Origin of the sequence: Kitasatospora sp. NPDC056783 (genome assembly GCF_042789895.1) — a bacterium.
GTDB lineage: Bacteria > Actinomycetota > Actinomycetes > Streptomycetales > Streptomycetaceae > Kitasatospora.
This window is the reverse complement of sequence record NZ_JBHUAF010000184.1, coordinates 1-15,994: the sequence shown is the minus strand read 5'-3', so window position 1 is coordinate 15,994 and position 15,994 is coordinate 1. Positions and strand designations below refer to the sequence as shown.

The 15,994-nt window shown below is 75.0% G+C and carries 15 protein-coding genes and 1 pseudogene; 9 read left to right on the top strand and 7 right to left on the bottom strand.

Annotated elements, in window-relative coordinates; translation table 11 throughout:
- Positions 1-231 precede the first annotated feature (231 nt).
- Together ACFRMQ_RS24310 and ACFRMQ_RS24305 are read left to right on the top strand one after the other, a co-directional pair.
- The gene (locus ACFRMQ_RS24310) at positions 232-1,977 is read left to right on the top strand and encodes an MFS transporter (protein ID WP_380732709.1); all 1,746 of its coding nucleotides are present in this window, start codon (positions 232-234) and stop codon (positions 1,975-1,977) included.
- Complete coding sequence (locus ACFRMQ_RS24305; protein ID WP_380732707.1) at positions 1,974-2,435, top strand: MarR family winged helix-turn-helix transcriptional regulator; 462 nt, start codon at positions 1,974-1,976, stop codon at positions 2,433-2,435. The genes ACFRMQ_RS24310 and ACFRMQ_RS24305 overlap by 4 nt, the downstream gene beginning before the upstream one ends.
- 74 nt (positions 2,436-2,509) lie before the next feature.
- Here the strand turns inward: ACFRMQ_RS24305 and ACFRMQ_RS24300 are convergent, their stop codons facing one another.
- A complete protein-coding gene (locus tag ACFRMQ_RS24300) occupies positions 2,510-3,703 on the bottom strand; it encodes an enoyl-[acyl-carrier-protein] reductase FabV (protein WP_380732706.1) in 1,194 nt (397 codons plus the stop codon).
- Between the two features lie 114 nt (positions 3,704-3,817).
- On the opposite strand from ACFRMQ_RS24300, the gene ACFRMQ_RS24295 reads away from it, so the two are divergent.
- Positions 3,818-4,192: a hypothetical protein gene (locus ACFRMQ_RS24295; RefSeq protein ID WP_380732705.1), complete on the top strand. Its 375-nt coding sequence runs from the start codon at positions 3,818-3,820 to the stop codon at positions 4,190-4,192.
- A gap of 113 nt (positions 4,193-4,305) precedes the next feature.
- Here the strand turns inward: ACFRMQ_RS24295 and ACFRMQ_RS24290 are convergent.
- Positions 4,306-4,467 (bottom strand): annotated as a pseudogene (locus ACFRMQ_RS24290) (cbb3-type cytochrome c oxidase subunit I); the annotation flags it as partial.
- A 162-nt stretch (positions 4,468-4,629) separates the two neighbouring features.
- Complete coding sequence (locus ACFRMQ_RS24285) at positions 4,630-5,271, bottom strand: L-threonylcarbamoyladenylate synthase (RefSeq protein ID WP_380732704.1); 642 nt, start codon at positions 5,269-5,271, stop codon at positions 4,630-4,632.
- 229 nt (positions 5,272-5,500) lie between these two features.
- Between ACFRMQ_RS24285 and ACFRMQ_RS24280 the strand changes: the two genes are divergently transcribed.
- The gene (locus tag ACFRMQ_RS24280) at positions 5,501-5,845 is read left to right on the top strand and encodes a hypothetical protein (RefSeq protein ID WP_380732703.1); all 345 of its coding nucleotides are present in this window, start codon (positions 5,501-5,503) and stop codon (positions 5,843-5,845) included.
- Positions 5,846-6,115: 270 nt separating this feature from the next.
- Here ACFRMQ_RS24280 and ACFRMQ_RS24275 read toward each other — a convergent pair whose 3' ends face one another.
- Together ACFRMQ_RS24275 and ACFRMQ_RS24270 are read right to left on the bottom strand one after the other, a co-directional pair.
- Entirely contained in the window at positions 6,116-7,690 is a 1,575-nt protein-coding gene (locus ACFRMQ_RS24275; RefSeq protein ID WP_380732702.1) for a threonine/serine exporter ThrE family protein, read from the bottom strand.
- Between the two features lie 273 nt (positions 7,691-7,963).
- Positions 7,964-9,382, bottom strand: a complete 1,419-nt coding sequence (locus tag ACFRMQ_RS24270; protein WP_380732701.1) for an FAD-dependent monooxygenase — start codon at positions 9,380-9,382, stop codon at positions 7,964-7,966.
- A 71-nt stretch (positions 9,383-9,453) separates the two neighbouring features.
- Between ACFRMQ_RS24270 and ACFRMQ_RS24265 the strand changes: the two genes are divergently transcribed.
- The gene (locus ACFRMQ_RS24265) at positions 9,454-10,101 is read left to right on the top strand and encodes a TetR/AcrR family transcriptional regulator C-terminal domain-containing protein (protein ID WP_380732700.1); all 648 of its coding nucleotides are present in this window, start codon (positions 9,454-9,456) and stop codon (positions 10,099-10,101) included.
- Positions 10,102-10,158: 57 nt separating this feature from the next.
- On the opposite strand, the gene ACFRMQ_RS24260 is transcribed toward ACFRMQ_RS24265, so the two are convergent.
- A complete protein-coding gene (locus ACFRMQ_RS24260) occupies positions 10,159-12,150 on the bottom strand; it encodes a LamG-like jellyroll fold domain-containing protein (protein ID WP_380732699.1) in 1,992 nt (663 codons plus the stop codon).
- A gap of 331 nt (positions 12,151-12,481) precedes the next feature.
- On the opposite strand from ACFRMQ_RS24260, the gene ACFRMQ_RS24255 reads away from it, so the two are divergent.
- The gene (locus tag ACFRMQ_RS24255) at positions 12,482-12,706 is read left to right on the top strand and encodes a hypothetical protein (RefSeq protein ID WP_380732698.1); all 225 of its coding nucleotides are present in this window, start codon (positions 12,482-12,484) and stop codon (positions 12,704-12,706) included.
- Between the two features lie 94 nt (positions 12,707-12,800).
- On the opposite strand, the gene ACFRMQ_RS24250 is transcribed toward ACFRMQ_RS24255, so the two are convergent.
- Complete coding sequence (locus ACFRMQ_RS24250; RefSeq protein WP_380732697.1) at positions 12,801-13,037, bottom strand: DUF6296 family protein; 237 nt, start codon at positions 13,035-13,037, stop codon at positions 12,801-12,803.
- Positions 13,038-13,297: 260 nt separating this feature from the next.
- Between ACFRMQ_RS24250 and ACFRMQ_RS24245 the strand changes: the two genes are divergently transcribed.
- From ACFRMQ_RS24245 to ACFRMQ_RS24235, 3 genes are all read left to right on the top strand, one after another.
- The gene (locus ACFRMQ_RS24245; protein ID WP_380732708.1) at positions 13,298-14,518 is read left to right on the top strand and encodes an AI-2E family transporter; all 1,221 of its coding nucleotides are present in this window, start codon (positions 13,298-13,300) and stop codon (positions 14,516-14,518) included.
- A gap of 133 nt (positions 14,519-14,651) precedes the next feature.
- Positions 14,652-15,041: a GNAT family N-acetyltransferase gene (locus ACFRMQ_RS24240; RefSeq protein ID WP_380732696.1), complete on the top strand. Its 390-nt coding sequence runs from the start codon at positions 14,652-14,654 to the stop codon at positions 15,039-15,041.
- Positions 15,042-15,218: 177 nt separating this feature from the next.
- Entirely contained in the window at positions 15,219-15,962 is a 744-nt protein-coding gene (locus tag ACFRMQ_RS24235) for a sigma 54 modulation/S30EA ribosomal C-terminal domain-containing protein (RefSeq protein ID WP_380732695.1), read from the top strand.
- Positions 15,963-15,994: the final 32 nt, after the last annotated feature.

The following is a 15,994-nucleotide window of genomic DNA, read 5'->3' as shown; positions in this document are numbered from 1 at the left end:
CACTCCCCGTGCGCGACGTCGCCGGCCGTCCGGGGGCCACGGGCCGCCGCCCCCGCCCGCGCCCTCCGCTACCGCTCGAACCACCGTCCGACTATCGTCAGTTGGCGGAAGCTATCGAAATCCCCAGCCCGATCCGCCGGCCGCCTCCGGCCCGGCCGGCAGGAGGCAGCGGTGGCCACACGACTCTCCGACGACGGCAGGACCGGGCGGCTGCGCCCGGCCCGTACCGGTGTGGAACCGGACCACCCCCGGTACAAGTGGGTGGCCCTGTCCAACACCACGCTGGGCACCTTGATCGCCACCGTCAACGCCTCGATCGTCCTGATCTCACTGCCCGCGATCTTCAACGGCATCGGCCTGGACCCGCTCCGGCCCGGCAACGTCGGCTACCTGCTGTGGATGCTGATGGGCTACATGCTGGTCACCGCCGTCCTGGTGGTCACCCTCGGCAGGCTGGGCGACATCCACGGCCGGGTGCGGATCTACAACGCCGGATTCCTGATCTTCACCCTCACCTCGGTGGCCCTCTCCCTCGACCCGCTGCGCGGCGGGCCGGGGGCACTGTGGCTGATCGGCTGGCGGGTGGTCCAGGCGGTCGGCGGCTCGATGCTGATGGCCAACTCCGCGGCGATCATCACCGACGCCTTCCCGGCCCGCCAGCGCGGCACGGCCCTCGGCGTCAACATCGTCGCGGGCATCGCCGGGGCCTTCATCGGCCTGGTCCTCGGCGGGCTCCTGGCCGAGTGGAACTGGCGGTCGATCTTCTGGGTCAACGTGCCGATCGGCGTCCTGGGCACCGTCTGGGCCTACCGCTCGCTGCGCGAGACCGGGGTCCGCGGGCCCGCCCGGCTCGACTGGTGGGGCAACATCACCTTCGGCGTCGGCCTGACCGCCCTGCTCGCCGCGATCACCTACGGCATCCAGCCGTACGGCGGCCACACCATGGGCTGGACCAACCCCTGGGTGCTGGCCGGGCTGTTCGGCGGAGTGGCGCTGCTGGCCGTCTTCTGCCTGGTCGAGCGCCGGACGCCCGAGCCGATGTTCCCGCTCTCGCTCTTCCGCGACCCGGTCTTCGCCGGCGGCAACGCCGCCACGCTGCTGGGTTCGATCGCCCGCGGCGGACTCCAGTTCATGCTGATCATCTGGCTCCAGGGCATCTGGCTGCCGCTGCACGGCTACGACTACGCCGACACCCCGCTCTGGGCGGGCATCTACCTCGTCCCGCTGACCGTCGGCTTCCTGGCCGCCGGACCGGTCTCCGGGTACCTCTCGGACCGCGCCGGGGCCCGGCTCTTCGCCGCCGGCGGGCTGGTGGTGATGGCGCTCTCCTTCGCCGGGCTGCTCCTGCTGCCCACCGACTTCGGCTACCCGTGGTTCGCCCTGCTGGTCTTCCTCAACGGCCTCGGCGGCGGCCTGTTCGCCGCGCCCAACACCTCGCTGATCATGTCGAGCGTGCCGGCCGCGGCCCGCGGCGCCGCCTCCGGCATGCGGGCCACCTTCCAGAACGCCGGCATGGTGCTGTCGATCGGCGTCTTCTTCTCTCTGATGGTGGCCGGCCTGGCCGGTTCGCTGCCGCACACCCTCACCGCCGGGCTGACCGCCCAGGGCGTCCCCGCCGCCGACGCCCGCACCATCGCCTCGCTGCCGCCGGTCGGCACGCTGTTCGCCGCCTTCCTCGGCTACAACCCGGTCCAGCAGCTCCTGGGCCCGCACGTGCTCGGCCGGCTGCCACCGGAGAACGTCCGGACACTGACCGGCCGGGAGTTCTTCCCGCAGCTGATCTCCGGGCCCTTCCACGACGGGCTGGTGGTGGTGTTCTGGCTGGCGATCGCGATGTCACTGGTCGCCGCGGCCGCCTCGCTGATCCGCGCCCGGCCCCGGCCCGCCACCGTGGACGGCGACGACCCACCGGCCGCCACTGCCCCGGCCGTCCCGCCTGTCCCACCCGTCCCGCCGCCGAAGGAGTCCGGGCCGTGAGCGCGGACGGCGACCGAAGCGCGGACGGCGACGGACTCTCCGCCGAGGCCGTGGTCCGGCTCCGCCTGGCGATCGGCCGGCTCCACCGCCAGCTGGTGCGCGCCTCCGGCGACCAGGACCTCACCGCCGCCCGGCTCTCCGCCCTGGCCCGGGTGAAGCAACACGGGCCGCTGCGGCTCGGCGAGCTCGCCGCCCACGAGGGCGTGGCGGTGCCGTCCATGGTCCGCACCGTCACCCCGCTGGTCGCCGACGGCCTGGTCGCCAGGACCCCGGACCCGCGGGACGGCCGCTCCCAGCTGCTCGCCCCCACCCCGCTCGGCCTGGAGACCCTCACCCGGATCCGCCGCGAACGCACCGCCCTGCCGGCCGGCCGGGGCACCCGGCTCACCCCGGAACAGTGCCGCGCGCTGGAGGCGGCCCTGCCCGTCCTGGAACTGCTCCTGGAGGAGCCCGGCTGACCCGCCGCCACCGGCCCCCTCCGGTCCCGGCAGCGCCCGTCCCGCATCGGGGCCGGCGTGAAGGCGCCGTCGGGTCACGCGGGCCAGGGCACCGACGTCTCCACCCCGGTGGTGTAGTCGACGCCGGGGACGTCCCAGCCGTAGAGCTGCCGGAACTGGTCGTAGAACCAGGCGGCTCCGGCCGGGTCGGCGGCCAGCGCGGCCGCCGGGTCGGCCCACAGCCCGCGCACCCGCTCCTGCACGGCGGGATCGAGCTCCCAGCCGTCCAGGCGGATCCGGCCCTGCTCGTCGAGGGTCAGCGGCTTCGCGCCGGTCAGCTGCTCCCAGAGCTCCACGGCCTGGTCGTCGGTGGTGTGCCAGCCGTCCTCGCCGAGGACCTCGCGCAGCAGCGAGGTGTAGAGGGCGATGGACGGGATGGCGGTGGACGCCTGGGTGACGGCCGCGCCCGCGACGACGGTGAACGCCCGGCCGCGGTCGGCCAGCGGTCCGTCCTGGAGCCGGCGGGCGGTGGCCTCCAGGTGTTCCTTGGCGGCACCGATCGTGCCCTGCCGGTAGACCGGCGCGGTGATCTCGGAGCCGACGTAGGACAGGGCCACGGTGGTGAAGCCGGGACCGAGCAGGTCGGCTCCGGCCAGCGCCCGCACCCACAGCTCCCAGTCCTCGCCGCCCATCACCTTGACCGTCGCCGCCCGCTCGGCCTCGTCGGCCGGGGCGAGGTCGACGCTGCCGATCCGCGGCGCCCCGTCCTCGAAGAGCAGGGACGGCGAGGTGTAGGCCGAGCCGAGCGGCTTGATCACCGAGTGGTGGACCTCCCCGGTCGCCGGGTCGGTGCGCCGGGGCGAGGCGAGTGAGTAGACGAGGTGGTCGACCTTGCCGTAGCGCTCGGCGAGGAGCTTGAGCACCTCCTCACGGGTGGCGTCCGCGTAGGCGTCGGCGTTGACGAAGGTGACGTCGCCCCCGCCCCGCTCGACCAGGGCGGAGACCGCGGCGGTGCGGTACCAGCCGGCGGTGGCGGTGCGCCGCTCCGAGGCGGGCGTCTCGTAGGCGACGCCGACGCCCCGGATGCCGTGGCGGCGCAGCCCGGCGAGCAGGAGCGCCTGACCGTATCCGGCGCTGGCCCCGAGGACCAGGACGACCGGCGCCCGGCCGGCCGCGGCGGCGGGCTCGATGCGCTGCCACTGGCGGGCGACCGTGGCCTCGCTCCCGCTCGGGTGGGAGTTGACGATCAGGTAGCCCCGCTGCTTGGGGGTGATCTGCTGGATGCTCACGCGGTGGTGCCTCTCCGATCCGGAGATCGTGATCAAGATGTCGGTCGTCCCGGAGCCTATCCGCGCCGGTGGCCCGGGCCGTTGCCACGGCAGCACGGAAGATGCGCCCCGTGATTGTCGGGGGTCGTCCTTGCGGCGGGTGTCCCGGCTCGGCTAGGTGTACTGACCCGTGAGGTTGGGGACGCGGCGTCGGGCGCCCGCACCGCGCTGGGCACCGCCGGAATCACCGTCTACGCGGTCCTGCTGATCGCCGGCGGCAACGACGTGATCGCGTACGGGTTCGGCGTCTCCGTCAACGCGCTCACCGTGGTCCTGCGGGCGGCGCTGATCGTGCGGCCGCCGGCGGTCTTCGTGCTCACCCGGTGGCTCTGCCTGGCCCTGCAGGACCGGGACCGCTCCCGGCCGCTGGACGGCGACGAGACCGGCCGGATCGACCGGTCCCCCGACGGCGGCTTCTCCGGCCACCACCGCCCGGTGCCCGCGGCCTAGCGGTACGTGCTGCTGGCGCGCGCCGTCGCGGAGCCGGTCACCGCGCCCAAGGGGGCACCGCGCCACCAGCGGGTGCGCGCCGCGGCCGGCTCCTGGTTCCACCGCGACCTGGTCAGCAGCGCCCCGCTCAGCCCGCCGAACAGGAAGGTCACCAGGAAGCCGACCGACCAGAGCATCGGCGTCTCGAAGGACAGCGAGCCGTTCCCCATGGTGCCGATCCAGTTGAAGAACTTCACCCCGGTGGGCACCGCGATCAGGAACGACATCATCGAGACTCCCGGTCGCGGCGCCGATCCCCTCCCCGGCTCGGCGGAGGGCCCGCCCTCGCACGCCATCGCCGACCCTAACGACGGCCGGCCGGACCGCCGGGGTGCCACGCGGTGCTGTCGACCGGGTGGCACCGCCGCTCGGAGACACCCCCGTCCGGGACGCCGGGCTCAGCGCTCGCGCAGGCCGGGGACCACCTCGCGCAGGCGCTCGATGCCGATGGCACCCGCCCGCAGCAGGACCGGAACCTCGCCGGTGATGTCCACGATCGAGGAGGGCACGGCGGCCGCGGTCGGGCCCCCGTCGAGGTAGACCTCCACCGAGTCGCCCAGCATGCCCTGGGCCGCGTCGCAGTCCTGCGGCGACTCGTGCCCGGTCAGGTTCGCGCTGGAGACGGCCAACGGCCCGGTGGCTTCGAGCAGTTCGATGGCGACCGGGTGCGCGGGCATCCGCACCGCGACCGTACCGTTGGTGTCGCCGAGGTCCAGCTCGACCGACGCCAGGTGGCGGGCGACGACGGTCAGCCCGCCCGGCCAGAACGCCTTGACCAGGTCCCGGGCGCGCTCCGTCACCTCGACCAGCCCGTCCAGCGCCTCCGGCGAGCCGACCAGCACCGGCGAGGGCATGTTGCGGCCCCGGCCCTTGGCACGCAGCAAGCGGTCCACCGCCTCCGGCGCGAAGGCGTCCGCGCCCACCCCGTACACGGTGTCCGTGGGCAGGACGACCAGCTCACCGCGGCGCACCGCGGCCACGGCCTCGCGCAGCCCGGCTGCGCGCTCGGACGGGTCCGAGCAGTCAAAACGACGAGTCATCAGGGGTCTCCACCGGCGGGCCGCCGGCCCGCACCGTTCCTCCGGCCCGGCCACCTCTCCGGCCGGACACGACCTGGTCAGCCTACCCGGCCCCGGCCGGCGCCCCGGTCGGGCCCGGTGCCGGCGGCCCGACCGGCGGCCTCGGCCGTCCGGGTGACGCGGGGCGCCGGCCCCGCACCCGCCCGTCCTCCCGGGGGCGGGCGGCGGCGAGCGGACGTAGGTTGCGCACATGAGCAGTGACGAGACGGTCCCGGCCGTGGGCGTACGCCCGCTGGACGAGGTGTTCGCCGCGCTCGACAAGGTCAACCGGCGCCCCCGGCCCTGGACCGGGTTCGAGCACGGCGTGCTCGGCGCCTACCGGTGGGCGGCCGGCGCCCAGGTCGCGGCCCCGGTCACCGCCGCGGCCATGGCCATGGCCACCACCGGGCCGTGCCACGCGCAGTTGCTGGCCGAGTGCCAGGCCGCCGCCGTGGGCCTCCACCGGGCGCGCGCCCAGGGGTCCGACCACCGGTACCTCCTGGGCGTCCACCGGGCACTGGCGTGGCTCTGCGGACTGCACGAGGACCGCCCCTGAACCGTGGCGCGCGGCGCTGAACGGGGGGCGACGGCTCGGTACGGCCACGTGGTCCGGCGGTGCGCGCGGTTCGACGGTCCGAGCGGTTCGACGGTGCGCGCGGTTCGACGGTGCGCGCGGTCCAGTTGACGTGGTGGCTGCCGGTAGGACCGCACCGGAATCTCCCCTCCGGCCGGAGCCGGCCCCGGGAGAGCGGGCCGGTCCCGCCCGGCCCGTCTCCACCACCCCGCGCGTACCGCCTGGGCGAACCGGCCGGCCGCCCGCTTCCGCTCACCGGCGGTGGCGGCCGCCCCGGCGGCGGCGCGGCGGGGCCACCCGGGGCGCGGGCAGGAAGAGACGGGCCAGCTCGCGGCCCAGGTTGACGCCGATGGCGAGCGCCATCGCCATCGCGCCGGCCCGGCTGACACCGCTCAGCCCGACCTCGGGCTCGCCCCGGACGAAGGCGAGCAGCCCGAAGTAGAGCACCGAGCCGGGCAGCAGCGGCCCCAGCGCGGCGGTGATGTGCGGCAGCGCCGAACTCCCCCGGCAGCGCGCCATGAGCTGGCCGGACAGGCCCACCAGCCCGGCGGCCAGACCGGTGGCCAGGATCGGCTCGCCGCCCGCGTTCACCAGCACCCCGTAGGTGGTCCAGCCGGCCGCGCTGTTCAGCATGACGGCGGGCAGGGTCGCCGGCTCGGTGTTCAGCAGCACCGCGAAGGCCAGTGTGAGCAGGACGGCGGCGGCGAGTTGCAGCGGCGGGTTCACCGCCCCGTGCGGGGCCGCCTGGGCCGCGAGGTCCGCGCCGTTGTTGACGCCCACGTAGAGCACCGTCATCACCCCGATCACCACGGCGGCCATCAGGTAGAGCGCTTCGAGCAGCCGGGCGGCGGCGGTGAGGTAGAACCCGGCCAGTCCGTCCTGGGCCGCCGCGACCATCGGCCACCCCGGCAGCAGCGCGTACAGCCCTCCGGTGATCACCACCGATCCGCGCAGGTGCAGCCCGTTGAACGAGAGCAGGATGCCGATCACGGCGGCCGGTACCGCCGCCACCACGAACTGGTAGAACGCGGGCAGGTCGTGGCGCGCCACCAGTGCCGAGAGCCGCTCGCCCGTCAGCGCGGCGACGACGGCGCTGGCGAACACCAGCCAGGCCCGGGCATCGGCCCGGCCGCCGATCAGCAGCGTCGCGGCCCCGGCCATCCCGCCGAAGCTGATCCCGAGCAGCCGGCCGGAGTAGCGGCGGCCGTGCCGGCGCTCGGCCACCAGGCGGGCGTGGGCCTCGGGGACGGCCATCGCGCCGACCGTCATCTCGGTGACCAGCCGGAACACCGCGGCCAGCCGCGCGTAGTCGACGGCCGGACGGCGGACCGAGCACCCGACCGACAGCGAGGGCTCCGACGGGCCGGGCTGGTGGGAGATCGCCACCCGGGTGAAGGTGACCTGGGGGTCGCAGGGGTGGACCCGGTAGGCACGCGCGACGGCGAGCATGGCGGCTTCGACGTCCTCCGCCGCCTCACCGCTGGCCAGTAGCAGTTCGCCGACCAGCAGCGCGAGATCCAGCACCCGGGCCGGCTCGGCGTCGGCCGGAGGGTCCGCGCCGGCCCCCTCCGGTTCCGGCTGCCGGTCCGCCGTCGGGGTGCGCAGCAGGGACAGCATCGCGTCGGGCCAGGGGGCCGCGGCGCCGTCGCCCTCCGGCTCTCGGCGGGCGCCCGGCCCGGGGCTCGCGGGCGGCGGGCCCGCCGGCGGAGGACCTGCCGACGGGAGGCTCTGGGGCGGGTGTCCCTGCGGCAGGTGTCCCTGCGGCGGCACCCGGGTGGGACGTCCGTCCGGGTCGGCAGGCGCGCCGAGCTGCTCGTGTTCCGTCATCGCGACTCCCTGACCCCACCCCCTCGTCGTCAACTCCGTGCAGCCGATCAAGTACCCGGAGTGATGCTGCTGCGAACGCGCCACACCCGGCACACCCGTCCGAACCGGAGCACGACCGGCCGTACACGCCCCGCCGCCCCGCGCGTGCCGACCTCGGGGCCGCCCGACCGACCGGCTCCGCACCCGGCCCGCCCTGCGGCTGGGCCGTGTCTCATCATTCGCGTCGGATCAGCGCGCGGCGCCGCGCGCCCGGCGGGAATGATGAGACACGGCCTACGAAGCGAGCAGCCCGAACCGCTCCGCGTAGTCCGCGAGGCCGTCGGCCGTCGCACCGGCCCAGCCGAGGTAGCCGTCCGGCCGGACGAGGAACACGCCCGTGCTGTACGCCTCGTAGGCCGGGATGCGGACCACCGGCACGGCGACGTCGGGCAGTCGAGCGTCGGTGCCGACGGTGAGCAGCGTCCAGTGCGGGCCGCGGAAGGCGTCGAACAGCCGGATGCCGCCCCGGCGGCCGTCCGGGGCGCGGTCGCCGGCCCGCAGCGCGTCCGCCGGGAGGTCCGGGCGGGTCTCCACGGCGAGTGCGGACTCCCGGTAGCCGAGGCCGAGTTGCCGGGTCTGCCGGCCACGGCGCTGCTCGCCGCGGTGGACCCGGCTGGACAGCTCCAGCATCGCGGCCGCGTTGGCGCGGCGCTCCTGCTCGTAGCTGTCCAGCAGGCCCGGCTCGGCCCGCCCGGCCAGGACGGCGGCCAGCTTCCAGCCCAGGTTGTAGGCGTCCTGGACGCTGGTGTTCAGCCCCTGCCCGCCGGCCGGCGAGTGGACGTGCGCGGCGTCGCCGGCCAGGAACACCCGGCCTGCCCGGAAGTGGTCGGCGAGCGCGGCGCGCGGGCGGAACTCGGAGATCCAGCGCAGTTCGGTGAGCTGCTCGGCGGTCAGGTGGGAGCGGGCCGCGACCACCTCGCGCAGGGCGTCGAGCGTGAGGTCGGCGGCCGTCCCCCCGGGGAACCGCGCGACCAGCTGGAAGTCCTCGGTGCCGGCGATCGGACAGATCCCCATCAGCCCCTCCTCGGGCTGGAACACGTGCCAGTGGTCGCGGCCCAGCCCGTCGATCCGGACGTCGGCGACCAGTACCGGGTCCGGGTCGAGGGTTTCGCCGGTCATCCCGATGCCGAGCAGCCGCCGCACCGTCGAGCGCCCGCCGTCCGCCGCGACGAGGTGGCGCGCCCGGACCGGGCCGCCGGTGGCGAACTCGGCCGTCACGCCGTCCTCGTCCTGCGCCAGGCCGACCAGCTCGCGCCCGAACGCGACCTCGCCGCCGAGTTCGCGGAGCCGCCCGTACAGCACCTGCTGGGTGCGCCACTGGGGCAGCATCAGCGCCTCGGTGTAGGGCTCGGCCTCGGTGGGCTCGGTCGGGTCGAACATCCGGCCCTCGCCCCGCGGTTCGCCGTCCTGCCAGAACAGGGTGGGCGGGTAGTGTCCCGCCTCCGCGAGGACCCGGTCGAGCACGCCGAGGTCGTCGAGCACCTCCAGCGTGCGCGGCTGGAGGCCCTTGCCGCGCGAGCCGGGGAAGAGTTCCGTGCCGCGTTCGACCACCAGCGCGGCGACACCGTGCCGGGCGAGGTCCAGCGCCAGGGCGAGCCCGGTGGGCCCGGCGCCGATGACCAGGACGTCCGTGTGCGGGCGGGGAGAAGTCACGGCAAGTCTCCTTAACGTTGTTAAACAGCCGTCGCCGACAGCCTGCACTTAACGGCGTTAAACTGTCAACCGTGACCCCGAGAACCCCCAAGCTCGACCGCGGCCAGGTCGTCGACGCCGCGCTGGACCTGCTGAACGAGGCCGGCCTGGACGGCCTGACCCTGCGCGCCATCGCCGCCCGGCTCGACGTCAAGGCACCCGCGCTGTACTGGCACGTCAAGGACAAGCAGGCGCTGCTGGACGAGATGGCGACCGAGATGATGCGCCGCATGACCGGCCGGGCGGGAACGGACCACCCGGAGGGCGACTGGCGGGAGACGTACCTGACGACCATGCGCGCCCTGCGCGCCGAACTGCTGCGCTACCGCGACGGCGCGAAGGTCTACAGCGGCGCCCGGTTCACCGACACGAGCTACGCGGCCGGCCTGGACGCCTCGCTGCGCGTGCTGGTCGAGGCCGGCTTCACCCCGGCGCGCGCCGCCCGCGCCTGGCAGACCGCCTACAGCTACACCATCGGCTACGTCATCGAGGAGCAGGCGATGGGCCCCAACCCCTTCGACGGCGAGGAGGGCTACGACGTGGACTCCCGCGCCGAGCGCCTGGCCGCCCACCCGCTGGCCGCCGAGTCGGGCCGGGTGATGTTCCAGGACTTCGACGAGGGCTTCGAACAGGGCCTGGCGGCGGTGCTCGCCGGCGTCGAGGCCACCCTGCTCGGCTGACGGCGCCGCCGGGCCCGCACCCGGGCCCGGCGGTGCCCCCGCTTCCCCGGCGGGACGTCAGGCCGTCATGAACTCGCCCACCCGCAGCGCCCGCCGCGCGATCCGGACGTCCCCGACGTACCCGTGGAAGACCTTGTCCAGCACCCCGGCGTACGCGTAGCCGCCCAGCATCCAGGGCCGCCCCAGTGTGGTCAGCCCGACCGCGGGCGTCGCCGGGTTGCGGGCCACCTCGCAGCCCTCCACGTACATCCGGCTGAGCTTGCCGTCGTTGACCACCGCGACGTGCCACCACCGGTCCAGCGGCAGCTGGTGCCCCCAACAGGTGGACGCCCCGGTCTGGTTGAGCGGGTAGACGCACCACTGGAGGGCCGGTGCCTCGGAGACGCTGAGCGTGACGACCGGCTCGTCCGCGTCCGTCCCGGGCCCGCTCCGGCCCGCCTCGGCGCTCGTCCCCCACCGGCTGAGCAGGGCGGACCAGCGGCTGCGCGCGGAGTCCCAGTCGGCCGGCAGCTTGAAGAAGGCCTCGACGGTGAAACCGCGTTCGAAGGTCTCCCGGTTCACCGGAGCGGTGGGCACGGTCTGGAGGTAACCGCCGCGGACCGGCGCCCGGGTGCCCCGGAACAGCAGGCTGCCGTGGCCCGGCTGGTCCGGGTGGTGCTCGGCGGACCAGCTGAGGGCACCGTCCGGCGTGCCCGGGGCGCTCTGCCAGAGCAGGTCGTTGCCCTGCCCGGTCAGGTCCTTGACGACCTGCCGCGGGGAGACGGCCGTCCCGTCCCCGCCCCCGTTGTCGAAGCGCCAGTAGGCCACCGTGTCGCGCACCAGCAGCTCGCTCGCCCGGCGCGCCGGGCGCTGCGGGCGGGGCGCGAAGCCGGCGAAACGGCGGTCGAAGTCGATCGCGAGCGAGAAGCGGTCGACGTCCGAGGTCAGTTCGGCCTCCTGGGCCGCCAGCTTGTTGCGCTCCTCGGCGGCGGTCTGCTGGATCCACGGCGAGAAGGTCGACACGTCGACGGTGTTCCGGTCGAGGTCGAAGCGGTACGCCCGGATCATCGCCGCGCCGCCGTAGTAGCGGTCCTGGTAGTTGGTGATGTGGACGTGCACGTCGTGGCCGGCCTTGTTCTTCAGCACGGTGCGCCCGGGCGGCCAGTAGTGCCCGTTGACGGTCAGGAAGACCTGGTCGTTGCCGCTGATCAGCCGCTCCCAGAGCCGCTTGCCGTAGTCGGACAGCTCGGCGCGGCCGCTGTCGTCGGCGTGCGCCAGGTCGTGGGTGGTCAGGATCACCGGGAGCTCGGGGTTGGCCGCGATCACCCCGTTCGCCCAGGCGAAGCCCGCGTCGGAGAGCCGCCAGTCCAGCGAGAGCACCATCCAGTCGCGGCCGCCCGCGCGGAACACGTGGCAGGTGTTGTAGCCGTCCGGGCTGGAGCCGCGGTACCCGGAGGTGCGGGCGGCCCGGGCCTTGCCGAAGGTCTCCAGGTACGGGGTGCTGCCGCGCTGGTCGTCGGTCGAGGAGCGGACGTCGTGGTTGCCGGCGAGCACGCCGTAGGCCGCGCCGGCGTCGTCCAGCAGGCCGAACACCTTGGTGACGGCGGCGTACTCGACGGCCAGTCCGTTCTCGGTGACGTCGCCGAGGTGGGCCAGGAAGACGATGTTGTCGTCCGTACCGTCCTCCCGGTTGACCCCGCCGTCCAGCACGTAGCGGATCGACGCCTCCAGCGGCGCCGGGTGGATCCGGTCCTGGTCGAACAGGTACTGGGTGTCCGGCATGACGACGACGGTGAACTGCCGGGCGTCCGGGTCCGGCTGCCAACGCCCGTGGCCCTTGCCCTTCTTCGGCTTCTTCGCCGCCCCGCCGGGCCCGTCGTCGGCCTCCGCCCCGGCCGCCTGCGCGGGCACCGCCCCGAGCAGCCCGAGCCCGGCGGTGCCGACCCCGGCGCCCAGCAGACCGGCCCCGCGCAGGAACCGGCGCAGGCCGGCCGCGGCCGGCCCCTCCCCGTCCAGGTCGGCGGTCCGCGGGCAGCCGCACTCGTGCTCGGTCGCCTGGTTGTCGTGCATGTTCGCTCCCGGAAGTGGTGTGGGCCCCGACGGTACGTACCGGGATCGGGCGGAGATCATCGGGCGGGCCACGCTCCGCTGAACAGCGGCCGAACCCGCCGGACCGGAGGGGGACCGACGGGAGCGCGGGGGCAGGGCCGGGACCGGGCCGGGCGGAGTTCATGAGCCGGCCCGGGGGTTCCCGTGGGTCCGTGGGCCGGCGCACCGCGCCGGACCTCGGACAACCGCTTCCGGGCCACAACCATCCCACCGGGTCTGGCCCGGTGGCCGTTCGGCAGACCCCGGGTTTGCATGGACTCACCCGAGCCCCCAGCGATCCGGAGGTAACGCCGTGTACGAGATGTGGGCCGAGCACGACCCGGCGGTGTCCCCGCCCGCCGTGGTGTGGCACGTGGTGGCGAAGGACGACGCGTCCTCGTCGTTGTGCGGGCGCTTCCTCGAACCCTCCCAGCGCGTCGTCCCGGCAGCGGACGGTACCGGTGCGGCCGGGCCGGACCGGTACTGCGACCCCTGCCTGGTCACCGTGCGCGAGGCCTTGGCCGCCAGCGCCCGGTGACCGTCCGGTGCGATGTGTCCGCCGCTGCTCTCCGCTTGCCCTCCCCGGGGTTTCCTTCGTCCGTTCGTCTCGTCGATCCGATCGTTCCGATGCCTCAGGGCAGCGGCACCGCCATCAGGCACGGGTGCCGGCTGCCGACGCCGGGAGCTGCCAGGACGGTGGCCACCTCTCCGGTGATCTCCACCCGGAGGCCGCCGTCCGCGCTCTCCCAGACGAAGCCCCCGTCCGGTCCCACGTTCTGCGTCTCGTGCACGACGACGACGCACAGCGGAGCGTGTCCACCGATCGCGCCGGGGAGTGTCACCGCACAACGGCGGGCGAGGCTTTCCATCACCGCCTCCTTCTCTCCCACCCTGTGCCATCGATTCTCCACCCGACCCGACCGCTTGTACACGGACGAGCTGCCACCGGCAGGCGCGCCGCGGAGGTTCCGCTCTCGCGTATGCCCGGCCCCGTCACGGTTACACACGGTCGGGACCGCCGGGACGGGACCCGCCGGGTGCACCGGAGCCCCGGGCCGAGAGCCGCCGAGTACGGGCGTGGCGTGAGACGACACCGCACCGGCCGAGCCAGAGGAGCCCGCCCGTGGGAGTGAACGGCACCGGCCGGCGGCCCGCACCGCTGGGCGTCCGCCGCCCCCGGGTGCCGCCCCACCGGGCCCGTGCGGCGGCGCCGGGCCTGGGACAGCCGTCCGGGGACCGCGTCTCCCCCGGGCTGCGGACGGCCGCCGGGTACACCTGGCGGCTGGCCCTGCTGGGGCTCGCCGCCTTCCTGGTCGTCCAGGTCCTGACCCGGCTCGAACTGCCCGTCGTCGCCGTGTTCGTGGCGCTGGTCATCACCTCCGTCCTACGGCCGCCGGTCGACCTGCTGGCCCGGACGATGCCCCGCCCGCTCGCCGTCCTGATCACCCTCCTGTGCGCCATCGCCGTCGTCGGCGGGGTCCTCGCCCTGGTCGGCACCACCGTCGCCGCCGAGTGGAGCCGTCTGGACAACGAACTGCGCGGCGGTCTCACCCGGATCGACCACTGGCTCACCCGGCCCCCCTTCCACCTGCGGCCCGGGACGGTCACCGGTCTGCGGGCCAAGATCGGCGAGTTCGTCGCCGCCCACCGCTCCGCCCTGGTCAGCACCGCGCTCAGCGGCGCCAGCCGGGTCGTCGAGCTGGTCACCGGGCTGGCGCTCGCGGTGTTCTGCTCGGTGTTCTTCCTGCACTCCGGCGAGCGGATGTGGGCCTGGGCGCAGCAGCAGCTGCCGGCCCGCGGCCGCTCGGTCTGGGACGGCGCCGGTCGTGCCGCCTGGCGCACCTTCGCGGGCTACACCCGGGGCGTGCTGATCGTGGCGGCCTCCAACGCGGTGCTGGTGGGCATCGCGCTGGCCGTCCTGCGGGTGCCGCTGGTGATGCCGCTGATGGTGCTGGAGTTCGCGGCGACCCTCGTCCCGCTGATCGGTTCCCCGATCGCGCTGGCCGTCGCCGCGGTCGTCGCGCTCGCCGCCCGCGGCCCGGTGATCGCCCTGCTGGTGCTCGCGCTGATCGTGGTCATCGGCCAGATCGAGGGCCACCTGCTGCATCCGCTGGTGCTCAGCTGGTCGGTGCGCATCCACCCGGTGGTCATCGCCGTGTCGGTGGCCGGCGGCGCCGTGCTGGCGGGGGTCCTGGGCGCGGTGGTGGCGGTGCCGGTGGTGTCGGTCGCCTGGGCGGTGCTCGGCGAGCTGCGCGACCGTGGCGGGCCCCGCCGCTCGGCGGGTGGGCCCTCGGCGGCGGGCGATCAGCCGCGTCGTGGCGGGGAGCGGGGGCGGCACCCGGACCGGTGAGAGGACGGCCGGCACGACGGGCGGGTGGTCGCCGCCGGCCCGCGGCAGGCCCGCAGACCGGCCGGAGCGCGGCGAACAGTACCCGCTCGGGATAGCCGAGGGCTCGTTGACCTGGCAGGATTCCCGCTGACCGATGCCGCGGGGAGCCTCTTCCGGCGGCACGCCCCCCGCCAGAAAGGGCCACCCCGTGACCACTCCCAGCAACGTCGTCGTCGAGCGCGCGGACGACCGGAACCGGTACGAGATCCTCGTCGACGGCAAGCTCGCCGGCTTCACCGAGTACCGGGACCACGACGCGCAGCGGGTCTTCTTCCACACCGAGGTCGACGAGGCCTTCGCCGGTCAGGGCCTCGCCTCGCGCCTGGTGCGGGAGGCCCTGACGGACGTGCGCGCGAGCGGCAAGCGGATCGTGCCGATCTGCCCGTACGTCGCCAAGTTCCTGCCGAAGCACGAGGAGTTCGGCGACATCACCGACCCGGTCACCCCGGAGGTCAAGGGCTGGCTGCGCACCCAGCTGTACTGAGCGGCCGGCTCCGCCCCCGCGCGGTTCCGGCCCGGTGGGCGGCCGACCGCACCGGACACCTCCCGCCCACGGCCCGCCCGGCCCTGCGCGGTGGGGTCGTTGGGCCCTGTCCACGCGGCCGGGCGGCGGGGATCCTGGTCGCCGGTATGCGCCGACTGGGAGTGGAAGGGCCTGGTGATGGGCGAGTTGGTCACGGTGAGGGCGTTCGAGGGGCTGCCCGGCGAGGTCCTCGCCGAGGCACGGACCCGGGTGGCCGCTGCGGCGGCGGCTCCGGGGGTGGGGACGCTGGTGGAAGCCCTGCGGATTCGGCTCGCGGCCGTGGCCGGGGGCGTGCTGGCGCAGGTGAACGCCGAGGTGGACGGCCGGCGGATCCGCGTCCAGGCGGCCGCGGCCGGGCTGGGCGACTCCCTCGACCGGGTGACCGACGCGCTGCGCGGCAGGATCAGGGCCGTCACCGGCGCCTGGGCGCCGCGCCCCTGGCCGGCCCACCGCCCGGCGGCGCCCGCCGGCACGACCGGCGAGGTCGGCGAGGCCGTCCGCGAGGTGCGGGTCGTCCGGCACAAGGAGCCCTCGTTGGTGTGGTGTTCGCCGGAGGCCGCCGCCAGGACCATGGACGCGATGGACTACGACATCCACCTGTTCACCGATCCCGCGACCGAGACCGACGCCGTGGTCTACCGGGTCGGGCCGACCGGCTACCGCCTCGCCCGTACCGTCCCCGCCGGTCCGGCCGGCCGCCGGACCTCGCCGATCACGCTCAGCCCGCACGGCGCGCCCCGGCTGACCGAGGCCCAGGCCGTCGACCGGCTGGTGGGCGCGGAGCTGCCGTTCCTGTTCTTCGCGCACCCGGACAGCGGCCGCGGCCGGGTGCTCTACCGCCGCTTCGACGGCGACCTCGGCCTGATCACCGGCCGCGTCTGACGCCGCCGGCCCCGGCCGGAACACCACCGCCC

Coding starts and splice junctions, on each gene's coding strand:
- ACFRMQ_RS24235 (WP_380732695.1), top strand. CDS start 15,219: ATGGGCGAGTTGGTCACGGTGAGGGCGTTCGAGGGGCTGCCCGGCGAG.
- ACFRMQ_RS24260 (WP_380732699.1), bottom strand. CDS start 12,150: ATGCACGACAACCAGGCGACCGAGCACGAGTGCGGCTGCCCGCGGACC.
- ACFRMQ_RS24280 (WP_380732703.1), top strand. CDS start 5,501: ATGAGCAGTGACGAGACGGTCCCGGCCGTGGGCGTACGCCCGCTGGAC.
- ACFRMQ_RS24250 (WP_380732697.1), bottom strand. CDS start 13,037: ATGGAAAGCCTCGCCCGCCGTTGTGCGGTGACACTCCCCGGCGCGATC.
- ACFRMQ_RS24275 (WP_380732702.1), bottom strand. CDS start 7,690: ATGACGGAACACGAGCAGCTCGGCGCGCCTGCCGACCCGGACGGACGT.
- ACFRMQ_RS24285 (WP_380732704.1), bottom strand. CDS start 5,271: ATGACTCGTCGTTTTGACTGCTCGGACCCGTCCGAGCGCGCAGCCGGG.
- ACFRMQ_RS24240 (WP_380732696.1), top strand. CDS start 14,652: ATGCCGCGGGGAGCCTCTTCCGGCGGCACGCCCCCCGCCAGAAAGGGC.